Source organism: Azospirillum sp. A29 (assembly GCF_042604625.1).
GTDB lineage: Bacteria > Pseudomonadota > Alphaproteobacteria > Azospirillales > Azospirillaceae > Azospirillum > Azospirillum palustre.
On sequence record NZ_CP170466.1, the window covers coordinates 907,925 to 928,125 of the forward strand.

Here is a 20,201-nt window from a genome sequence, read left to right on the forward strand (position 1 = left end):
CCCCCTAAATCGTTCGGGGGACGTTGAGCAAATACGATGCCAGTTAAAGGTGTGTCGGCACCGGGTGTGGCGAACCGTCCATGAGGCAATCCATTCGGCATTCTGCCAATCAGCCCATGCAGCATGCGCAATCGGCATCGCATTTTGCGAATTCTCACCCGGCCTTGAGGTCGGTGACCCCGGCGGCCCGGCCCAGGCACTCGGCGATCCAGGCGGACAGGCTCTTGCCTTCCCGCGCGGCGCAGTCGGCGACGGCGCGGTGCAGGATCGGGTTGATGCGGATGGCGAGACGACCGGAGAAGGGCTGCTCGCCGTCGCCGCCCATATCGCAGGACAGGTCGAGATAATCGTCCACCGCCCGCCGGAAAGATTCCCGCAGCTCGTCCACAGACCGGCCGGAAAAGGTAATGCCATCGTGTGTGTTGATGACTTCGCCGACGAAGACGCCCGCTTCGTTGTCGAAGTCGATCTGGGCCTTGTAACCCTTGTATTCCATCATCGCGGCATTCCCGGGAGAGGTATTCCAATGAAACGGGCGCCGGCGCTCCGGCCCCCACCCTCTGTGACTGACCATACTCCGGGACGGCGACCGCAGGGTTTGACCTGCCTCAATTCTCTCAACCGGCCGGGAGACGGCTGTGGGACGACTGCGGACCGGCTGCGGGGTTTGAGCCGTCCGGCAGGCCCGGCTACAGTGGCCGCTTGGCCCTTCCCCCGTTGGCGCGCCCCATGACCGCATCGCTATCAGTCCCTCCGGTTCCGGCCCGGCCCATCCTGATCCGCAGCCTCGGCGACGCGCTGGCCGCGGCGCGAGCGGCCGAGTCGGCCGGCACCGGCCTGACCCTGATGGCGCCGCCGGCAGGGGGAGCGCTCTGGCTGCTCGGCGTGCTGGAGCGGGTGCGCAAGTCCCACCCCGGACTGGCATCGACCGGCCTGCTCGACTGCGGCGACCGCGCCGGCGAGGCGCAGGGGGCGCTTGCCGCCGGCGTGCCGGCCTTGCTGTTCACCGGCCATCCGCAGGCGGCGGACCGCCTTGCGGCAATCGCCGCCGCCCGTGGCGCCGTCCTGCTGACCCGATGCCCGCCGCTGCTCGACCTCGCGGCCGAAGGTCGGGGGAGCGACCGCGCCGAAAGGCTGGAGGCCCTATGCCGTGACTGGCTGGCGCGGGCCGAAGGATAGGGTCCCACTACCGCTTTTTCGCACAGCCTCTCCGCGCAAAGGTGGTGTAACGTCACCTTAGGATATTTTTGTGACACGCCACCCTCCCTCCGATGCCGGATGACCCGCCCATGAGCATCACCTCCCTCACCACGCCGGATCAGACGATCGCGCAACCACACCGTCCGGGGCAGGCCACCGGCGGCCGGTACTCCGAACGGATGGGACACGGACCGGCACCCGGGCCGGAGAAGATGCGCGGCCTCAAGCTGGTCGCCGTCTGGGTCGGACTCACCGTGGGGTCCTGGGCGGTGCTCGGCGGGGCCGGATACGGTCTCTACACGCTGGCAGGATCCCTTCTGCCCTAACCCCTTCGGACGGGCTCATGCCCCCCGCAAGGGCCCTCCCCGACCGCAGGCCCTAGGCCGTTCAGGCGTGGCAAATGGCCGCTTTATGCCCCTCCCGCCGTTGCAAAGCGGCCCAATACGGGCTAAGACGGCGCCATTTCCAAGAATGCCCCAGGGGAAGAGCCACAATGAAGCTCACGCGCCGCGTCAAAGACATTCTCGCCAACTACGAGAGCGACAATCCCGGCACCAAGGCGAACCTCGCCCGCATCCTGATGGAAGGCAAGCTCGGCGGTACGGGCAAGCTGGTGATCCTGCCGGTCGACCAGGGCTTCGAGCACGGGCCCGCCCGCAGCTTCGGCCCGAACGATGCCGGCTATGACCCGCACTACCATTACCAGCTGGCCATCGACGCGGGCTGCAACGCCTACGCCGCCCCCCTGGGCTCGCTGGAAGCCGGCGCCGGCACCTTCGCCGGCTCGATCCCGCTGATCCTGAAAATGAACAGCGCCAACTCGCTGTCCACCCAGAAGGAAGCCGCCGACCAGGCCGTCACCGCCTCGGTCCAGGATGCGCTGCGCATCGGCGCGTCGGCCATCGGCTTCACCATCTATCCCGGCTCCGACGCCATGTACGCCCAGTACGAGGAGTTCCGCGAGCTGTCGAAGGAGGCCAAGTCCTACGGCCTCGCCACCGTGCTGTGGTCCTACCCGCGCGGCGGCGCCGTCACCAAGGACGGCGAACTGGCCATCGACGTGATCGGCTACGCCGCCCACATGGCCGCTCTGCTGGGCGCCCACATCATCAAGGTCAAGCTGCCGTCGGCCACGCTGGAGCAGCCGGAAGCCAAGAAGATCTACGAGTCGAAGAACATCCCCATCGCCACCCAGGCGGAGCGGGTGAAGCACATCATGCAGTGCGCCTTCAACGGCCGCCGCATCGTGGTCTTCTCCGGCGGCGCCACCAAGGGTGAGGATGCGGTGTTCGAAGACGCCCGCGCCATCCGCGACGGCGGCGGCAACGGCTCGATCATCGGCCGCAACGCCTTCCAGCGGCCGCGTGAGGACGCCCTCAAGCTGCTCGACCGGATCATGAAGATCTACCAGGGTCGGGAGTAACACTTGGCCAAGGGAAAGCCGACGCAGGCGGAACCTGCCTGCCGACTGTACCTCGTGACGCCGCCGGCCCTGGAGCCGGCGGCGTTCGCGCCGATTCTGGCGGAAGCGCTGGATGCGGGCGACGTCGCCTGCGTGCAGCTTCGCCTGAAGGACTGCTCCGAGGACGACATCCGCCGCGCCTGCGACGTGCTGCGCCCCATCGCGCAGGAGCGTGACGTCGCCTTCATCCTGAACGACCATCCGCGCTTGGCACGGGAAGCCGGCTGCGACGGCGTGCATGTCGGCCAGACCGACACGCCCTATCGCGACGCCCGCAAGATCATGGGCAACGACGCCATAGTCGGCGTCACCTGCCACGACAGCCGCCATCTCGCCATGCTCGCCGGCGAGGAAGGAGCGGATTACGTCGCCTTCGGCGCCTTCTTCCCCACCGCCACCAAGACGGCCGAATACAAGGCCGAGCCGGAGCTCTTGAGCTGGTGGTCGGAGCTGATGGAGGTGCCCTGCGTCGCCATCGGCGGCATAACCGCCGAGAATTGTGCGCCGCTGGTCGCCGCGGGCGCCGATTTCCTGGCCGTGGTCAACGCCGTCTGGGGCCATCCCCAGGGGCCGGGCGCCGGGGTCCGGGCGCTGAACGCCGCCATCGAGGCTGCCCTCGCCGGTCCGGCCGGCTGACATTGAGAGGCCGGCCGGGTGTGTGTGTACCGGCCATGCTGAAACACAGCATGCAGGCTCCGCCGAATCATAGTATGCCGGCTCCGCCGATTTACGGATAGGCCGGCTCCGCCGGCGGTGCATCTACGCGGGTTTCCACACAATCATGGACCTTCTGACGCCCGAGTCGCTGGGCATCCTGTTCGCCGTCGGCCTGCTGGCCGGCTTCGTTGACTCCATTGCCGGCGGCGGCGGCCTGCTGACCATTCCGGCCCTGCTGGCCGCCGGCCTGTCCCCCGCCGAGGCGCTGGCGACCGGCAAACTGCAATCCAGCTTCGGATCGCTGTCCGCCACCATCAAGTTCGTCCGCCGCGGCGAGGTCCATCCGGCGTCGATGCGGACGATGATCCTCTGCACCTTCGTCGGTGCCGGTGCCGGCGCGACGCTGGTGCAGATGCTCGACCCCAGCTTCCTGCGCGACGTCATCCCGATCCTGCTGATCGGCATCGCCCTCTATCTGCTGCTGTCGCCCAAGGCCGGCGACGTGGATGCCCACCAGCGCATCGGCGAGCATGCCTTCGCGCTCAGCATCGGCACCGGCATTGGCTTCTACGACGGCTTCTTCGGGCCGGGCACCGGCACCTTCTTCGCCATCGCCTTCGTCTCCCTGCTCGGCTACAACCTGCGCAAGGCGACCGCCCACACCAAGGTGCTGAACCTGACCAGCAACCTCGCGTCGCTGCTGTTCTTCATCGCCGGCGGCCATGTGCTGTGGACGGTCGGGCTGGTGATGGGCGTCGCGCAGTATATCGGTGCCCAGGCCGGCGCCCATATGGTGATCCGCAACGGCGCCCGAGTCGTGCGCCCGATGCTGGTCGTCGCCTCCATCGTCATCACCGCCAAGCTGGTCTGGACCGACGAGCACAACATCCTGCGCGAACTGTTCAGCGCCGCAGCCGCCTGGGTCGCTTGACCGTCGCCTGATGGGCAGCCTCCGCCGCTCCTGAGCCTGCGTATCTCCGCCGATATTCGACCGTCTTTCGAACGCCGCCGTCGGGGTTAACCCCCATCCGGCGGCGTTCGCACATGCGCGCCCATCTTTTCCCCTTCCGAATTTCAGCAGGCTCCGCAAAGCTGTTCGTAGAGCCAACAAAAAGTGGTGGGAGTCCCTTTACGTAAGCGTCAGTTCGTGTATCATTGCGTCAATAACACAATTGGGGGAAGGAACGAATGTCTCCGACGACGCTCAAGACACGCCTGCTGACCGCCGCCGCCGCCATTGCCGTCACCGCGGCGACCGCTTCCACGGCCTTCGCCGCCGGCTTCGCGTTGAAGGAGCAGAGCGTATCGGGTCAGGGCACCGCCTATGCCGGCGTGACCGCCGGCGGCAACGGCGATGCCAGCTCGATGTTCTACAATCCGGCGACCATGGGGCTGGTGACCGGGATCGAGGCGGTGCAGACCGCCACCGGCGTCATCGTGAAGTCGAAGGTCGACAGCGCCAGCGCCAACCGCGCCCGGCGGCTGGGCGGCACCTCGATCGGCGGCAACGCCTCGCCCGGCGACATCGCCCAGGACGCGCTGGTTCCCGCCGGCTATTTCGTCTATTCGATCGATGACGATCTGAAGGTCGGCATCTCGGCCAACGGCCCCTGGGGTCTGGTCACCGATTACGGCGACAGCTGGATCGGCCGTTATCACGGCATCCGCTCCGATCTGCGCACCTACAATTTCGCGCCGTCGGTGTCCTACCGCATCAACCCGATGATCACCATCGGCGGCGGCGTGCAGGTCCAGTATGCGAAGGCCAAGCTGTCGCAGTCGTCCGACTTCGGTGCCAGCCGCCTCGGCCGCCCCGGCTCGCTCGACGTCAAAAGCGACATGACCGGCGACGACTGGGGCTGGGGCTTCACGCTCGGCGCCCTCATCGAACCGGTGAAGGGCACCCGCGTCGGTCTCGCCTACCGCTCGGCGGTGAAGCACACGCTGACCGGCACCATTTCCTTCACCGGCCTGCCGGCCTCGCTCGCCGGCGCCCTGCCCAGCCAGAGCATCAACGCCGACCTGACCACGCCGGACATCGCCTCCATCGGCCTGTACCACGAGGTGACCGACCGCTGGGCGGTGATGGCCGACGTGCAGTGGACCAACTGGTCGCGGTTCCGCGAGCTGCGGGTCAATGTCGCCAACCCGGCGCTCAACTCCGTGACGGAAGAGCACTGGAAGGACAGCTGGTATTACGCGCTCGGCACCTCCTACAAGGTGACCGACAAGCTGACGCTGCGCGCCGGCGCCGCCTTCGACAAGGGTTCGGTCGACGTCGAGTACCGCACGCCGCGCATTCCGGAGCAGAACCGCTACTGGCTGTCGGCCGGCGCCGGCTATCAGGTGACCGACAATCTGCGCGTCGACGCCGCCTATTCGCACGTCTTCATCCCGAAGACCTCGGTCGCCCTCACCGACGACCTGACCGGCCCCGAAGCTGGCCGCGGCAACCTGAACGTCGACTACAAGAGCAGCATCGACCTGATCGGCCTGCAGGCGAAGTTCACGTTCTAAGCAGCCCCAATTTACCGCTCGCTCGCAAAGCCCCTCTCCTTCTCACCGGAGAGGGGCTTTGTCATTTCACACCCCCGCGACCGGCAGCCACAGCACCTGCTCGATGCTCTCGGCGCCGCTGCACAGCATCGCCAGCCGGTCGAAGCCCATGGCGATCCCGCTGCTCTGCGGCATGCCATGCTCCAATGCCGCCAGAAAATCCTCGTCCACCGGGAAGCGCTCGCCATAGAGCCGTTCCTTCAGCGCCATGTCCGACTCGAAGCGGGCGCGCTGCACCGCCGGATCGGTCAGTTCCCCGAAGGCGTTCGCCAGTTCCAACCCGCAGGCATACAGCTCGAAGCGCTCCGCCAGCCGCGGGTCTTCCGGCTTCGGCCGCGACAGCGCCGCCATGCACAGCGGATAGTCGGTCAGCACGCACGGCACGCCCTCGCCCAGATGCGGCTCGATCCGGTCGAACATGATGCGGAAGACGATGTCCTCCCAGCGGTCGCCATGATGCGGCGCGATGCCGATGCGCGCCGCCTCCGCCGCCAGGGCGGCCGGGTCGGGATCGTGGCTGCCGTCACAGGTCGCCATCAGGTCAATGCCGGCATACTCGTGAAACGCCTCCGGCACCGTCAGAACCCGCCACGGCGCGAAGGGATCGCAGGTCATGCCGCGGAAGTCGAAGCTCCGCCGCCCGCCGGCCTCGGCCCCGGCGCACAGCAGTTCCCGGCAATCGTCGATCAGCGTGCGATAGCCCTCGCCTGCGCGATACCATTCCAGCATCGAGAATTCCGGCGCGTGCGTCCCCGACCGTTCGCCGTTGCGGTAGACGTGCGCCAGTTGCCACAGCCGCGGCAGGCCCGCGACCAGCAGCTTCTTCATGGCGAATTCCGGGCTGGTGTGCAGGTAGAGCGGCCGGCTGTCGTCGGGGTGCGGTCCCCGCAGTTCGGTGGCGAAGGCCTGGAGATGCGGCTCCATCCCCGGCGACACCTGAAGGGCCGGCGTGTCGACCTCGATGAAGGCCAGCTCCTCGAACACGCGGCGGACGGCGTTCAGCACCCGGCCGCGCGCCGCCAGATAGGGCCGGCGGCGGGCCAGCGCCTCGGGATGCCAGGGGGGGAGTTCGGCGGATCGGATGGAGGCGGACATGTCGGCGCGCTCTTGATAGGCAGTCGAAAGGGGTGCGGCCGCATCAGAGCATCCACGGCCGGCGTACTCAAGCCGGCTTGGGATTGGTCACAGCCGCCGCCTGTGATAAACTCCGCCCATCGCCGTCGAACCGCAGGGCCGGGCCGCAGGGTCGGGCCGGATGGAACACTGAACAGGGTCGGCAAAAGCGTTTCAAACGTTCCAAACGTCCCATTGCTGGAGCCGTTCTAAATTCTGCGGACCGGTTTGGCGAAGAATCGCCCGTCAACCGGCCGGATTGCGCGCGGTTATCGTTCCGCGCCGTTGCCTACCGGCGGTCAAGCTGGTAGGGTCCGCGCCGCCCATATTTCCGGAAGTCATGAGTAAGCCATGAAGGTCAATGCCAACACGATGCGCCCCGGCCATGTGCTGGAGCACAACGGTAAGCTCTGGGTCATCACCAAAACCGCCATCGTGCAGCCTGGCAAGGGCGGCGCCTTCATCCAGCTGGAAATGAAGGACGTTCGCACCGGCAACAAGTCGATCGAGCGGTTCCGCACCCAGGAGACCGTTGAGCGCGCTCGCCTGGACGAGCATGAGATGACCTTCCTCTTCGCCGAAGGTGACAGCTTCACCTTCATGGACAAGGAAAGCTTCGAGCAGGTCGCCATCCCGCGCGACATCATCGGCGAACCGGCCGTCTTCCTCCAGGACGGCATGGAAGTCACCGTGCAGAGCCACGAAGGTTCGCCGCTGGGCGTCGAGATCCCCGGCAAGGTCACGCTGCTGATCACCGAGTCCGACCCGGTGGTGAAGGGCCAGACGGCTTCTTCGTCCTACAAGCCGGCCAAGCTGGAGAACGGCGTGTCGATCCTGGTTCCGCCGCACATCGAGGCCGGGACCCGCGTCGTCGTCGATACCGCCAGCGGCGAATACGTCGAGCGCGCCAAGGACTGATCCTTTCCAAGGTCCGTCCTGCCATCACCGGTCTTCGCCATGCGCGGAGGCCGGTGTATTGTTTTCTGGTTCCTGCTGCACGAAACGGTACACCAACACCCATGGCCACCCGCTCCGCTCTCATCAACGTCATGGTCCGCGCCGCCGAAAAGGCCGCCCGGGGTCTCGTCCGCGACTTCGGCGAGGTCGAACACCTCCAGGTGTCGCGCAAGGGGCCCGCGGACTTCGTGTCCGCCGCCGATCTGAAGGCCGAACGCACCCTGCGCGAGGAATTGCAGAAGGCGCGGCCCGAATTCGGCTTCCTGATGGAGGAGAGCGGCGCATCCAAGGGCAGCGATGCCGAGGCACGCTGGATCGTCGATCCGCTCGACGGCACCACCAACTTCCTGCACGGCCTGCCGCACTGGGCGATCTCCATCGGCGCCGAGCGCAACGGCGAGATCGTCGCCGGCGTGATCTACGCCCCCATCGGCGACCAGCTGTTCTGGGCCGAGAAGGGGGTCGGCGCATACGTCAACCACACCCGCCTGCGCGTGTCCGAACGCCGCCGGCTGGAGGATTGCGTGATTGCCACCGGCATCCCGTTCAAGGGCCGCGGCGACCACGCCACCTTCCTGAAGGAACAGGAAGCGGTGATGAAGGAGGTCGCGGGCATCCGCCGCTTCGGCGCCGCCTCGCTCGACCTCGCCTACACCGCCGCCGGCCGATTCGACGCCTATTGGGAACGCGGCCTGGCTCCCTGGGACTGCGCGGCCGGCGTGCTGATGGTCACCGAGGCCGGCGGTTTCGTCGGCGAGATCGAGGGCGGCCGCAACCCGGTCTTCACCGGCAACGTGCTCGCCGCCAACAGCCACCTCCAGGTCCCGGTCGCCCGCCTGCTGAAGGGCGCCAAGGGCTGACCTCCGGCCCGCTCGTCCGCCGCCCTCCCGAACGGAGACGGCGGATGAGCGGTTGTGGCTGGAGCGATCGATAGGCTATGGTTTGCGGGACAAAGGTTTAACGGGACACATCGTTTTGCGCCGCTGGGGACACGCCGACCGCAAGCACCTTGCCGCCGCCGCTCTGTGCGCGGTCTGGACGCTCTCTCCGGCTGCCCTGTCGGCGGCCACCCCGGCCACCGCCACCACCCCGGCTACCAATGCCGCCGCGACGCCTGCCGGCCTGACGCTGGAGAATGCGGTTCCCCTGTCGATCCCGCCGCGCCCGAGCCTGCGCACCCCGCCGCCGGTCAAGGCGCCGCCGCGCCTCACCCTGCCGCAGCCGCTCGAAGCCCCGCCGCCGCCGGCATTGACCGAAGGTCCGGCCCAGCCGACTCCGCGGGCCACCACCGCCAAGAGCCAGCCTCCGGCCACGGCTCCCGCCCAGCCGCCGCAGCCCGCTACGCAGGGGACGCCCGCCACTCCGGCTCCGGTCACACCGCGGACCGACACGGCGGCACTACCCCCTCCTCCGGAGGCGGCACCTCCTGCGGCTAGCCTGCCACCTTCGAGCGTTTTGAGCCTTGTGTTCCCCGCCGATGCCACCAATCTGCCGGATGCGGCGGACGCCGTGGTCGACCGGATCGTCGAGCGGTTGCGCGCCAGCGATACCGCGAGGCTCCAGCTTCGCTCCTACGCCAGCGGCACGCCGGATACGGCGCGCGAGGCGCGGCAGCGGGCGCTGGCCCGGGCGCTGGCATTGCGCGAGCGGCTGACCGCTTTCGGAATCCGCAGCACCCGCGTCGATGTCCGTGCGCTGGGCCTGGACGAGGGCGGTGGGGTTTCCGACCGCATCGACGCCGTCTTTCTGAACGAGTAGCAGCGCCCACACCGTGCGCGAGGTCTGATCGGAACACCCCTTCGGAGCATCATGACCGCCATAATCCCGACGACCCGACCGCAGGAGGTATCCGCCCTCATGACACGCCCGGAGCGGTTCCTGACCCGGATGATCCTGTTCCTGGTCGTGGTCTGCGCGGTGACCGGCCTGCTGTTCCCCGCCTTGCGCTCGGCCTTCCTCAACAACGCGCCGCTGAACGGCGTCATCCTGGCGACCTTGCTGGCCGGCATCGCCTTCATCTTCCGGCAGGTCCTGATGCTCCGCCCCGAAGTGGCGTGGCTGGAGCAGTACCAGAGCGGCGTCGCCCCGGCCTCCCTGCAGGAGCCGGTGCTGCTGGCGCCGATGGCCCGCATGCTGGGCGAGCGGCGCGGCCGGCTGACCCTGTCGGCCCTGTCGATGCGCTCGATGCTGGACGGCATCGCCTCCCGCCTCGACGAATCGCGGGAGCTGTCGCGCTATCTGATCGGCCTGCTGATCTTCCTCGGCCTGCTCGGCACCTTCTGGGGCCTTCTGCACACCGTGCAGTCGGTGGGCGGAGTCATCGGCAGCCTGTCGGTGCAGGGCGGCGACGTCGGCAGCATGTTCTCCCGGCTGCAACAGGGGTTGGAAGCGCCGCTGGTCGGCATGGGCACCGCCTTCTCCTCCTCGCTGTTCGGTCTGGCCGGATCGCTGGTGCTGGGCTTCCTCGAACTCCAGGCCAGCCAGGCCCACAACCGCTTCTTCCAGGATCTGGAGGACTGGTTGTCCAGCGCCACCCGCCTGTCGAGCGGTGCCGCCGGCGGACTCGAATCGGGCGACCATGCCGCGTCGGCCTATCTGACCGCCCTGCTGGAGCAGACCGCCGAGAATCTCGACTCGCTCCAGCGCACCGTCGCCACCGCCGAAGAGGGCCGGCGCGCCGCCAATGCCAATTTGATGGCGCTGACCGAGCGGCTGTCGAGCCTGACCGACCATATGCGGGCCGAACAGCAGCTTCTCCTGCGCCTTGGCGAGAACCAGCTGGAGGTGAAGGGGCTGCTCGACCGGCTGGCGGAGAATTCCGGCGCCGGATTCGACGACGCCTCGCGCCAGCATCTGCGCAACATGGACATTTACCTCGCCCGCATCGTTGAGGAATCCTCCAACGGCCGGGTCCAGGCGGTGCAGGAGATCCGCAGCGAAATCAAGCTGCTGGCCCGCACCATCGCCGCGCTTGCCGAAGAAGCCGACCAGCAGCCGCGCTGATACCCAGACCACCACAGGCCAACGCCGGGAGCACCCATGGCCAGCATCAGCCGCCGCAACGGCCACCGCGACGCCAGCGCATGGCCCGGCTGGGTCGACGCCTTGTCGTCGCTGGTGATGGTCGTCATCTTCCTGCTCATGGTGTTCGTGGTGGCGCAGTTCTATCTCGCCACCGCCCTGACCGGCCGCGACGAGCAGCTGACCGCGCTGAACCACAAGATCGCGGAGATGAACGACTTGCTGGCGATGGAGCGCGACGCCAACGCCGACCTGCGCGTCAACATCACCCAGCTGTCGACCGAGTTGCAGACCTCGGTCACCACCCGCGACGACATGACCCTGAAGCTGAGCCAGGTTCAGGAGGACCGCGACCGCACCACCCGCACGCTTGAGGAACTCCAGCGCAACGTCCGCGTCGACCGCGAGACGCTGGACCTCAAGCTGAAGGAGATCCTCAGCCTCCAGGCCGACATCAAGGCCCTGCGTGATGCCCGGCAGAAGCTGGAAGGCGAACTGGCCGCCGCCATGGCCGCCACCAAGCTGACCGAACAGCAACGCCAAGCCCTGCTGGCCGAACTCGGCACCACCCGAGACCGGGCCAAGGCCCTGGAATCGGAACTGGCATCGGCCACAGAGAAGACGATGCTGGCGCAGAAGGAGATCGACCAGCGTGACATCCGCCTGAAGGGGCTGGAGTCGCAGTTGGCCGGCAGCCGCACCCAGGCGCAAAAGGACCTGGAGCAGCGCGACCTGCGCATCCGCGACCTGATGGCGTCCCTGACCGGCGAACAGGCCGAAGGCACAAAGAGCAAGCAGCAGATCGACCTGCTGAACCAGCAGCTCCTGGCGCTTCGCGACCAGCTCGCCCGCATCGGTGCGGCGTTGGAGACGTCGGAGAAGGCGTCGGCGGAGCAGAAGGTGCAGATCGCCGAGCTGGGCGCCCGGCTCAATCAGGCGCTCGCCGCCAAGGTCCAGGACCTCGCCCGCTACAAGTCTGAGTTCTTCGGCCGCGTCCGCGAGGCGCTGGGCAGCCGGCCGGACGTGCGGATCGTCGGCGACCGCTTCGTCTTCCAGTCGGAACTGTTGTTCCCGTCCGGGTCCGCCACGCTGGAGGAGGCCGGCAAGCAGCGGCTGGCCGACCTCGCCCGCACCCTGATCGAGATCGGAAAGGCGATCCCCTCCGACATCAACTGGGTCCTGCGGGTGGACGGCCATACCGACATCAAGCCGGTGCGCTTCCAGTTCGCTTCCAACTGGGAACTTTCTTCGGCCCGCGCGCTGTCGGTGGTCAAGTTCCTGATCGACCAGGGCATCCCGGCGGAGCGGCTGGCTGCCGCCGCCTTTGGCGAGTTCCAGCCCATCGACCCCGGCACCTCGGACGAGGCACTGGCGAGGAATCGCCGCATCGAGATCAAGCTGGACCAGCGCTGAGCGGAACCCCGCCGCGCGGAAGGCTGTTTTCCTTCCATCGACGCTCTTGTCGACGTGAGGAATCAGCCATGATGAAGACTGTCTTTGCCGCCTTTTCGGTCGCGGTCCTGGCCGGCGGCATCGCCGCCCTGCCCCACCCAGCCGAGGCGAAGGGATGCGTGAAGGGTGCGGCCGTCGGCGGCGTCGCCGGCCATATGGTCGGATCGGGCCACGGGGTGGCCGGCGCCGCACTCGGCTGCGCGGTCGGCCATCACGAAGCCAAGAAGAAGGATGAGGCGGCCAAGAAGCAGGCCGAGCAGCAGCAGGACCAGCACGGCAACAACCAGCCGTCGAAGTGAGCGATGCCGAGCGGGATGGAGCGGCCCGGTCTAGGCCTGCCACTCCTCCCGCAGGATGGCGTAGAGGACATGGTCGCGCCATGCGCCGTCGATGCGCAGGTAACCGCGGGCATAGCCTTCGTGAGTGAAGCCGACCTTTTCCAGCAGGCCGCGGCTCGGCAGGTTGGTCGGCAGGCAGGCAGCCTCGACCCGGTGCAGGCCGAGCTGACCGAAGGCGAACTCCAGGGCCAGCCGGGTGCCGCCGGAGACATAGCCGTTGCGGGCGTAGGGCTGCCCGGCCCAATAGCCGAGAGTTCCCATCTGCGCCACGCCACGGCGGATGTTGGTGAGGCCGAGCCCGCCGACCAGCGCGTCGGTCCCCCGGTCGAAGATCAGGAAGCTGTAGCCAAGATCGTCCCGCCATTCCTGCGCCTGCCGCCGCAGCCGCCGGGCGAAGGCGGTGCGCGTCAGGGCATCGGCCGGCCAAGTGGGCTCCCACGGCGTCAGGAATCCGCGCGAGGTCGCACGAAGATCGGCCCATTCCCGCCAATCGCGGGGCAGCGGCGGCCGGATGTAGCAACGCGGCCCGTCGAGCCGGATCGCAGGAGGGCCGATGAGGCCGCTGCCGAGAAGGCGGATCATGAGCGCGGAGCCCTCCCCACCTTTCCATTCCCTCTTCCCCCCGGGGAGAGAGTTAGGGTGAGGGGGATTCGCAACCCGAACGATCCACGCAGTGCATCCCCCTCACCCCTGCCCTCTCCCCAGGGGGGAGAGGGGGAAAACTGCGGGGGGGGAGGTGTGGCCGCCACCGTCTTCATCGTCAGGCGAGACGCTCCGCGATGCGGTCGTAGCTTTCCAGCTTGGCGATGGGGCCGAGAGCGGCCACGGTCGGACGGCTGGCGCGCAGGCGGGACGCCGCCTTGACCACGGACTCGCGATCGACGCCGTCGATCTTCGCCACGATCTCTTCCACCGGAACCGGACGGTCGTAGATAAGCATCTGCTGACCCAGCTGCTCGCAACGCGACATGGTGCTTTCCAGCGCCATCAGCGTCCCGGCCTTCAATTGGGCGCGGGCGCGGGCAACCTCGTCCTCGGTGACGTCGGCGCCGACCTTGGCGATCTCGTCGCAGACGACGGGGACCAGTTCCGCCACCTCGTCCTCACCGGTGCCGGCATAGACGCCGAACAGGCCGCCGTCATGGTAGCCGCCGGTGAAGGTGTAGATGGAATAGACCAGCCCGCGCTTCTCCCGCACCTCCTGGAACAGGCGTGACGACATGCCGCCGCCGAGCAGGGTGGAGAGCACTGAGTGAGCGTAGAAGTCCGGATCGTGCACCCCCACCCCGTCGAAGCCGAGCACGAGGTGCATCTGCTCCAGATCGCGGTCCTCGCGGAAGTCGCCGCCGGTATAACTGGCGGTTTCCGGCTTCGGCGGGGCGCCGCTCGGCAGGTCGCCAAATGCCTTGAACGCGAGATCGACCATCCGGTCATGCTCGATCCGGCCGGCGGCGCTCAGCACCATGCCGGGGGCGCCGTAATGGCCGGCGATGTAGTCGACCAGCGCCTCGCGCGGCAGGGCGCCGACGATCTCCGCCGAGCCCAGCACCGGACGGCCGATGGCCTGCCCCGGATAGGCGGTGGACTGGAAATGGTCGAAGATGATGTCGTCGGGCGTGTCGGCGCTCTGGCCGATCTCCTGCAACACCACCGTGCGCTCGCGCACCAGCTCCTCGGCGTCCAGCGTGGAGTGCTGGATCATGTCGGACAGGATGTCGAGCGCCAGCGGCGCATCTTCGTGCAGGACCTTGGCGTAATAGGCGGTCTGCTCGCGGGTGGTATAGGCGTTCAGCTGGCCGCCGACATTCTCGATCTCCTCGGAGATGCGGAAGGCCGAACGGCGGCTGGTGCCCTTGAACAGCATATGCTCGACGAGGTGGGCGACGCCGTTGACGCTCGCCGCCTCGTTGCGGGTGCCAACCCCGACCCAGCAGCCGAGCGAAACGGACTGCACGTCGGGCATGGTGTCGGTCGCGACGCGAAGCCCGTTGGGCAACGTCGTCACACGAATGGAACTCATGCGGCCTCCTGGGCGGCGCGGGCGCGCTTGGTGACGAAGTCCTGGACCGCCGCCAGATCGTTCGGCAGGTCGGACAGGCGCTCCTCGCGCACATAAAGATCGGACAGGCGCGGCGGCAGGTCCGGCCGGCGGCCGGTCGCCTTTTCCACCGCGTCGGGGAACTTGGCGGGATGGGCGGTGGCGAGAACCACCATGGGAACGGCCGGATCGACCCGGCCGGCGGCAACCGCCGCCTTGGCCGCCCCGATTCCGACCGCCGTGTGCGGGTCGAGCAGATAGAGGCTGTCCTTCCACACCTCGGCGATGGTCGCCATGGTGGCGGCCTCGTCCACCCGGTGGCCGGAGAAGATGGCCAGCGCGCGGGCGAGCTGCGCATCGGTCACCGCGAACTTGCCCTCGGTGCGGAAGCGGTTCAGCGCCTCCGTCACCGCGGTGCCGTCGCGGTCGAGCAGGTCGAACAGCAGCCGTTCGAAGTTGGAAGAGATCTGGATGTCCATACTGGGAGACAAGGTAGGCACGACGGGCGCCGCGACCATGCTTCCACTGGCGAAAAAGCGCGCCAGGATGTCGTTGCTGTTGGATCCCACCACCAGCGTCTCCATCGGCAGCCCCATGGAGCGGGCGCCGTAGGCGGCATAGACATTGCCGAAATTGCCAGTCGGCACGGTGAAGGCGACCTTGCGGTCCGGCGCGCCCAGCGCCACCGCGGCGGTGAAGTAATAGACGATCTGGGCCATGATGCGGGCCCAGTTGATCGAGTTCACCGCCGACAGCCCCATCCGGTCGCGGAAGGCGCCGTCGTTGAACATCGCCTTCACGAGGTCCTGGCAATCGTCGAAGGTGCCGTCCAGCGCGATGTTGTGGACATTGGACGACAGCACGCTGGTCATCTGCCGGCGCTGCACCTCGGACGTGCGGCCCTTGGGGTGCAGGATGAAGATGTCGACGTTCTGGCGGTCGCGGCAGGCCTCGATGGCGGCCGAGCCGGTGTCGCCGGAGGTGGCGCCGACGATGGTCACCCGCTGCCCGCGCTTGGCCAGCACATGGTCGAACAGGCGGCCGAGCAGTTGCAGCGCCACGTCCTTGAAGGCGAGCGTGGGCCCGTGGAACAGCTCCAGCACCCAGGTGGTCGGGTCGACCTGCACCAGCGGGGTCACAGCGGCGTGGTCGAAGCTGGCATAGGCGTCACGGACGATGGCGCGGAACTCGTCCTCGGCGATCGAACCGCCCAGGAAGGGCAGCATCACCCGGACGGCGATCTCGCTGTAGGGCAGCCCGCGCATCGCGCGGATGTCGTCGGCCGTGAACTGCGGCCAGGTCTCCGGCACATAGAGGCCGCCGTCGCGCGCCAGCCCGGCCAGAAGGACGTCTTCGAAACCCAAGACCGGGGCCGCGCCCCGCGTGCTGACGTACCGCACCGCTTACACTCCGTCCGATGAAGTGGGCATAGTTAGCGAGGACCCTGCCCGCACGCAAGCGGTGCGGGACGCACGGCGCATATTCCGTCCGGTTGGGGCGGCTTCGCGGCTTCGGATCGAACGTTTGGAACAGCGTGAAACAGTTTTCCCGGCGGTGTTCAATGTTCCATCCGGGCCGGCGCCGCTCACGCGGCCTCCCCCACCGCCTCATCCGCCCCCTCGTCGGCACCCCGACGACGAACCAGCGAGGCGGCACGTTCGAGCACCTCCGGACCGGCGCCGGGGCGGTGGGCGTTCTCTGCGATGTGGCGGCGGTAGGAACGGGCGCCGGGCAGCCCCTGGAACAGGCCCAGCATGTGGCGGGTGATGGACGACAGCGGCGTGCCGCACGTCATCCGCGCCTCGATGTAGGGCAGCATCGCCGCGATCACGGCATGGCGGTCGGGTCCGGGCTGCCCGCCCATCAGGCGGCGGTCGGCGTCGGCCAGTAGATAGGGCGTCTCGTAGGCGGCGCGGCCGATCATCACGCTGTCGAGCGTGCCGAGATGCACCGAAGCCTCGTCCAGCGTCTTGATGCCGCCGTTGATGGCGATGGCGAGATGCGGGTATTCCGCCTTCAGCCGGTGGACGAGATCGTAGCGCAGCGGCGGGATGTCCCGGTTCTCCTTGGGGCTGAGGCCCTTCAGCCAGGCCTTGCGGGCATGGACGATGAAATGGGTACAGCCGGCGGCGGTGACGGTGTGGATGAAATGGTCGAGCGTCGGCCATTCCTCCATCTCGTCGATGGCGATGCGCGACTTGACGGTGACCGGGATCGACACCGCCTCGCGCATGGCGCCGACCAGCCGGGCCACCAGATCGGGCTCCGCCATCAGGCAGGCGCCGAAACGACCGGACTGCACACGGTCGCTCGGGCAGCCGACGTTCAGGTTGACCTCGTCATAGCCCCATTCCTCGGCGATGCGGGCGCAGGCGGCAAGGTCCGCCGGATCGGAGCCGCCGAGCTGGAGCGCCACCGGATGTTCCGCCGCATCGAAGCCCAGCAGCCGCTCGCGGTCGCCATGCAGCACGGCGCCGGTGGTCACCATCTCGGTGTAGAGCAGGGTCGAGCGCGACAGCAGACGGTGGAAGTACCGGCAATGCCGGTCGGTCCAGTCCATCATCGGCGCGACGCTGAGGGGGATGGTGGAGGTGGTCATGTCGAATGGAGCCGGTACAGTGGAACAGGAAAGCGGTAAGCAGCGGGCAAGGCGCTATGGGCTGACGGTCAGGCGGAGGCCAAAAGACTTGATGACCTTCAAGACCGTCGCAAATTCCGGATTTCCGTCCGGCGACAATGCCTTGTAGAGGCTCTGGCGGCCGAGGCCGGCATTACGGGCGACCTCCGTCATTCCCTTGGCGCGGGCGATGTCGCCGAGTGCCGCGACGATCAATTGTGGATCGCCGTCCTCCAACACCGCATCTAGGTAAGCGGCGATGCGCTCGTCGCTGTCCAGGCTGTCGACGATATCCCAGGGACGGGTTTCGGTTCGGGCCATGCTCCCCTCCTTTGTCGGGCTGCACGTCTAGAGATCCCGTGCCATCGCAATGGCGGTTGCGATGTCGCGGTCCTGGGACCGCTTGTCTCCACCGGCCAGCAGCACGATCAGTGTGTCGCCACGCTGGATGAAATAGACGCGGTAGCCGGGGCCGTGGTCGATGCGCAGTTCACTGACACCTTCCCCCACCGGCTTGGTATCGCCAGGATTGCCAAGTTGAAGGCGGCGGATACGCACCTCAATCCGCATGCGAGCCCGAACGTCCCGCAAGCTCTCTATCCAAGCGGCGAAACGGTCGGTCTGACGGATCTCGATCATCCAGCAATGTCTTCCGCAGGAGACAACTTGTCAAGCCGTCGGCCCAAAAACGACTAAGCCCCGCACAAGGCGGGGCTTAAGTCATGAACCGAGAAGATGGCGTCCCCGACGGGAGTCGAACCCGTGTCGCCGCCGTGAAAGGGCGGTGTCCTAGGCCTCTAGACGACGGGGACGTCGTTCGCGGTGACGCGCTTTCTAAAGATCGGGGCCGCGGAGCGCAAGCGCTTTTTCGCATCCCCCGATACTTTTTTGCGTCCTGCCCGCCCAACGCCCCGCCAACGCTCAGGCCGAGCGCGCCGGTGCCGCGTCGTCGATCAGCAGCTGGACACCTTCCGAGCCGTTCCAGCGGTCGATGCGCAGCACGCCGGCAAGGTGGAACGGGGTGCCGCGGCCGGTCAGCAGGGCTTGGCCCATGTCGCTGTCGAGCGCGCGGAAGGCGATGGCCTTCAGCCGGGCACCGTCGTTGCCTTGCAGGATGCAGCGCACATGGTTGGCGCCCACCACGTCGGCGCGCACGATGCGGGCGTCGGCGATGGCGAAGCGCGGTTCGGCGTTGCCGGTGCCGTAGGGGCCGAGCTTGTCGAGCGTCGTCACCAGACCGACGCTGGCGCCGCCGACCGACAGGGCGCCGTCCAGTTCCAGCGTCGGCACCAGCGGGGCGGATGCCACCTGTTCGGAGATGCGGCTGTGCAGGAAGTCGCGCAACGCGTCGATTTTGTCGCCGGCAACGGTGAAGCCCGCCGCCATGCGGTGGCCGCCGCCGGCCAGCAGCAGCCCTTCCTGCCGGGCGGCGATCACCGCCGCGCCGAGATCGACGCCGCGCACCGAACGGCCGGAGGCCTTGCCGATGACGGTGCCATCGGCGGTTTCCTCCAGAGCCACCACGCAGGCCGGGCGGCTGTAGCGCTCCTTCAGCCGGGCGGCGACGATGCCGATGACGCCGGGGTGCCAGCCGACGCCGGTGACGAAGACCAGATCGGTCGTGCGCCCGGCCTCGGCGGCAACGCGCTCCAGCGCCTCGTCGAGGACCGCCTGTTCGATGGTGCGGCGTTCGGCGTTGTGACCCTCCAGCCGCTGGGCCAGTTCCATCGCCTCGATGGGATCGTCGGTGGAAAGCAGGCGGGCGCCGAGGTCGGACGCCCCCACCCGGCCGCCGGCATTCACACGCGGGCCGAGGACGTAACCGGCATGGTAGGCGTCAGGCTTCTCCTTCACCCCCGCCACGTCGGACAGGGCGGCGAGGCCGGGATTGGCGCGCCGCGCCATCACCTTCAGCCCCTGCGCCACCAGCGCGCGGTTCAGCCCGGTCAGCGGCACCACGTCGCACACCGTGCCGAGCGCCACGATGTCGAGCCATTCCATCAGGTTGGGCTCCGCCCGGTCGCGGTAGAAGCCGGTTGTCCGCAGCACGCGGTTGATGGCGACGATGGTGATGAAGGTGACACCGGCGGCGCAGAGCGTGCGGTAGGCGCCGTCCTCGTCCAGCCGGTTGGGGTTGACCAGTGCTACGGCGGGAGGCAGGCGCGGCTCGGCGGCATGGTGGTCGAGCACGACGACATCCAGCCCGGCCTCGGCCGCCGCCTCCAGCGCCGCGAAGGCGGAAATGCCGCAATCGACCGTCACCACCAGCCGCACCCCCTCCCCTTTCAGGCGAAGCAGCGCCGGGGCGTTGGGGCCGTAGCCCTCGGTGATGCGGTCGGGGACATAGACGCGGATGTCGGCGCCGAGCGAGCGGAAGAAGCGGCGCAGCAGCGCGGCGGAGGTGGCGCCGTCCACGTCGTAGTCGCCGAAGACCGCCACCGGCTCGCCGTCGCGGATGGCGCGCGCGATGCGCTCGGCCGCCGGGTCCATGTCGCGGAAGCGGGACGGATCGGGCAGCAGGGCCTTCAGCGTCGGGTTGAGGAAGGTTTCGCAGCTGTCCTCGGTGACGCCGCGGGCGGCCAGCACCCGGCCGACGATCTCCGGCAGCCCGCGCCCCTGGGTGAGCGCCTGCGCCTGCCGCTCGTCGCAGGGCCGCGCCTGCCAGCGCTTGCCGGACAGGGAGTTGGCGACGTTGAGGAAGGCGGCGGGCTCGGTCATGACGGTGCTGCACGGTCTCTCTGGGATGGGGGCACAGCCATAGCAGAGATGGGCGCGCGGCGCACGGGTGGG

Annotated in this window: 21 protein-coding genes and 1 tRNA gene; 12 read left to right on the top strand and 10 right to left on the bottom strand. The window is 68.1% G+C overall.

Translation table 11 applies throughout. The features are described 5' to 3' along the window. Positions 1-154: 154 nt before the first annotated feature. Positions 155-499: a type II toxin-antitoxin system HicB family antitoxin gene (locus ABNQ38_RS19140; RefSeq protein WP_377809748.1), complete on the bottom strand. Its 345-nt coding sequence runs from the start codon at positions 497-499 to the stop codon at positions 155-157. A 230-nt stretch (positions 500-729) separates the two neighbouring features. Between ABNQ38_RS19140 and ABNQ38_RS19145 the strand changes: the two genes are divergently transcribed. The 6 genes from ABNQ38_RS19145 (at position 730) to ABNQ38_RS19170 (ending at position 5,836) form a co-directional block, all read left to right on the top strand. Beyond that, complete coding sequence (locus ABNQ38_RS19145) at positions 730-1,179, top strand: hypothetical protein (protein ID WP_377809749.1); 450 nt, start codon at positions 730-732, stop codon at positions 1,177-1,179. Between the two features lie 110 nt (positions 1,180-1,289). Beyond that, positions 1,290-1,526 carry a hypothetical protein gene (locus ABNQ38_RS19150; RefSeq protein ID WP_377809750.1) on the top strand — a complete coding sequence of 79 codons (237 nt, stop codon included), beginning with the start codon at positions 1,290-1,292 and terminating at the stop codon, positions 1,524-1,526. A 167-nt stretch (positions 1,527-1,693) separates the two neighbouring features. Continuing rightward, positions 1,694-2,623 (top strand): class I fructose-bisphosphate aldolase, encoded by a 930-nt coding sequence (locus ABNQ38_RS19155; RefSeq protein ID WP_174471628.1) that lies wholly within the window; start codon positions 1,694-1,696, stop codon positions 2,621-2,623. Between the two features lie 3 nt (positions 2,624-2,626). After that, a complete protein-coding gene (gene thiE / locus ABNQ38_RS19160; RefSeq protein WP_377809751.1) occupies positions 2,627-3,298 on the top strand; it encodes a thiamine phosphate synthase in 672 nt (223 codons plus the stop codon). Between the two features lie 145 nt (positions 3,299-3,443). Continuing rightward, a complete protein-coding gene (locus ABNQ38_RS19165; RefSeq protein ID WP_098740261.1) occupies positions 3,444-4,250 on the top strand; it encodes a TSUP family transporter in 807 nt (268 codons plus the stop codon). 257 nt (positions 4,251-4,507) lie between these two features. After that, positions 4,508-5,836, top strand: a complete 1,329-nt coding sequence (locus ABNQ38_RS19170) for an OmpP1/FadL family transporter (protein ID WP_377809752.1) — start codon at positions 4,508-4,510, stop codon at positions 5,834-5,836. A 66-nt stretch (positions 5,837-5,902) separates the two neighbouring features. Here the strand turns inward: ABNQ38_RS19170 and epmA are convergent, their stop codons facing one another. Further along, a complete protein-coding gene (gene epmA, locus ABNQ38_RS19175) occupies positions 5,903-6,970 on the bottom strand; it encodes an EF-P lysine aminoacylase EpmA (RefSeq protein WP_377809753.1) in 1,068 nt (355 codons plus the stop codon). A 369-nt stretch (positions 6,971-7,339) separates the two neighbouring features. Here epmA and efp point away from each other — a divergent pair, with 369 nt between their 5' ends. From efp to ABNQ38_RS19205, 6 genes are all read left to right on the top strand, one after another. Continuing rightward, positions 7,340-7,906 (top strand): elongation factor P, encoded by a 567-nt coding sequence (gene efp / locus ABNQ38_RS19180; protein WP_109048864.1) that lies wholly within the window; start codon positions 7,340-7,342, stop codon positions 7,904-7,906. Positions 7,907-8,007: 101 nt separating this feature from the next. Further along, positions 8,008-8,805: an inositol monophosphatase family protein gene (locus ABNQ38_RS19185; protein ID WP_109048865.1), complete on the top strand. Its 798-nt coding sequence runs from the start codon at positions 8,008-8,010 to the stop codon at positions 8,803-8,805. 115 nt (positions 8,806-8,920) lie between these two features. Beyond that, the gene (locus ABNQ38_RS19190; protein WP_377809754.1) at positions 8,921-9,703 is read left to right on the top strand and encodes an OmpA family protein; all 783 of its coding nucleotides are present in this window, start codon (positions 8,921-8,923) and stop codon (positions 9,701-9,703) included. Between the two features lie 51 nt (positions 9,704-9,754). After that, positions 9,755-10,948, top strand: a complete 1,194-nt coding sequence (locus ABNQ38_RS19195; protein WP_098740267.1) for a flagellar motor protein MotA — start codon at positions 9,755-9,757, stop codon at positions 10,946-10,948. 36 nt (positions 10,949-10,984) lie between these two features. Continuing rightward, entirely contained in the window at positions 10,985-12,379 is a 1,395-nt protein-coding gene (locus ABNQ38_RS19200; protein WP_377809755.1) for a peptidoglycan -binding protein, read from the top strand. A 68-nt stretch (positions 12,380-12,447) separates the two neighbouring features. Continuing rightward, positions 12,448-12,717 carry a hypothetical protein gene (locus ABNQ38_RS19205; protein WP_377809756.1) on the top strand — a complete coding sequence of 90 codons (270 nt, stop codon included), beginning with the start codon at positions 12,448-12,450 and terminating at the stop codon, positions 12,715-12,717. A 30-nt stretch (positions 12,718-12,747) separates the two neighbouring features. Here ABNQ38_RS19205 and ABNQ38_RS19210 read toward each other — a convergent pair whose 3' ends face one another. The 8 genes from ABNQ38_RS19210 to recJ all read right to left on the bottom strand — a co-directional run bounded on the left by ABNQ38_RS19210 (position 12,748) and on the right by recJ (position 20,129). Beyond that, entirely contained in the window at positions 12,748-13,338 is a 591-nt protein-coding gene (locus ABNQ38_RS19210) for a GNAT family N-acetyltransferase (RefSeq protein ID WP_377809757.1), read from the bottom strand. Positions 13,339-13,516: 178 nt separating this feature from the next. Continuing rightward, a complete protein-coding gene (locus ABNQ38_RS19215; RefSeq protein ID WP_377809758.1) occupies positions 13,517-14,776 on the bottom strand; it encodes a M16 family metallopeptidase in 1,260 nt (419 codons plus the stop codon). After that, a complete protein-coding gene (gene thrC / locus ABNQ38_RS19220; protein ID WP_377809759.1) occupies positions 14,773-16,194 on the bottom strand; it encodes a threonine synthase in 1,422 nt (473 codons plus the stop codon). Before thrC ends, ABNQ38_RS19215 begins: the two co-directional genes overlap by 4 nt. A gap of 185 nt (positions 16,195-16,379) precedes the next feature. Beyond that, the gene (gene dusA, locus ABNQ38_RS19225) at positions 16,380-17,393 is read right to left on the bottom strand and encodes a tRNA dihydrouridine(20/20a) synthase DusA (RefSeq protein WP_377809760.1); all 1,014 of its coding nucleotides are present in this window, start codon (positions 17,391-17,393) and stop codon (positions 16,380-16,382) included. 54 nt (positions 17,394-17,447) lie between these two features. Then, positions 17,448-17,732, bottom strand: a complete 285-nt coding sequence (locus ABNQ38_RS19230; RefSeq protein ID WP_377809761.1) for an addiction module antidote protein — start codon at positions 17,730-17,732, stop codon at positions 17,448-17,450. Positions 17,733-17,759: 27 nt separating this feature from the next. After that, the gene (locus ABNQ38_RS19235; RefSeq protein ID WP_377809762.1) at positions 17,760-18,050 is read right to left on the bottom strand and encodes a type II toxin-antitoxin system RelE/ParE family toxin; all 291 of its coding nucleotides are present in this window, start codon (positions 18,048-18,050) and stop codon (positions 17,760-17,762) included. A gap of 97 nt (positions 18,051-18,147) precedes the next feature. After that, positions 18,148-18,223, bottom strand: a tRNA-Glu gene (locus tag ABNQ38_RS19240). A gap of 109 nt (positions 18,224-18,332) precedes the next feature. Continuing rightward, a complete protein-coding gene (gene recJ, locus ABNQ38_RS19245; RefSeq protein ID WP_377809763.1) occupies positions 18,333-20,129 on the bottom strand; it encodes a single-stranded-DNA-specific exonuclease RecJ in 1,797 nt (598 codons plus the stop codon). Between the last annotated feature and the right edge of the window lie 72 nt (positions 20,130-20,201).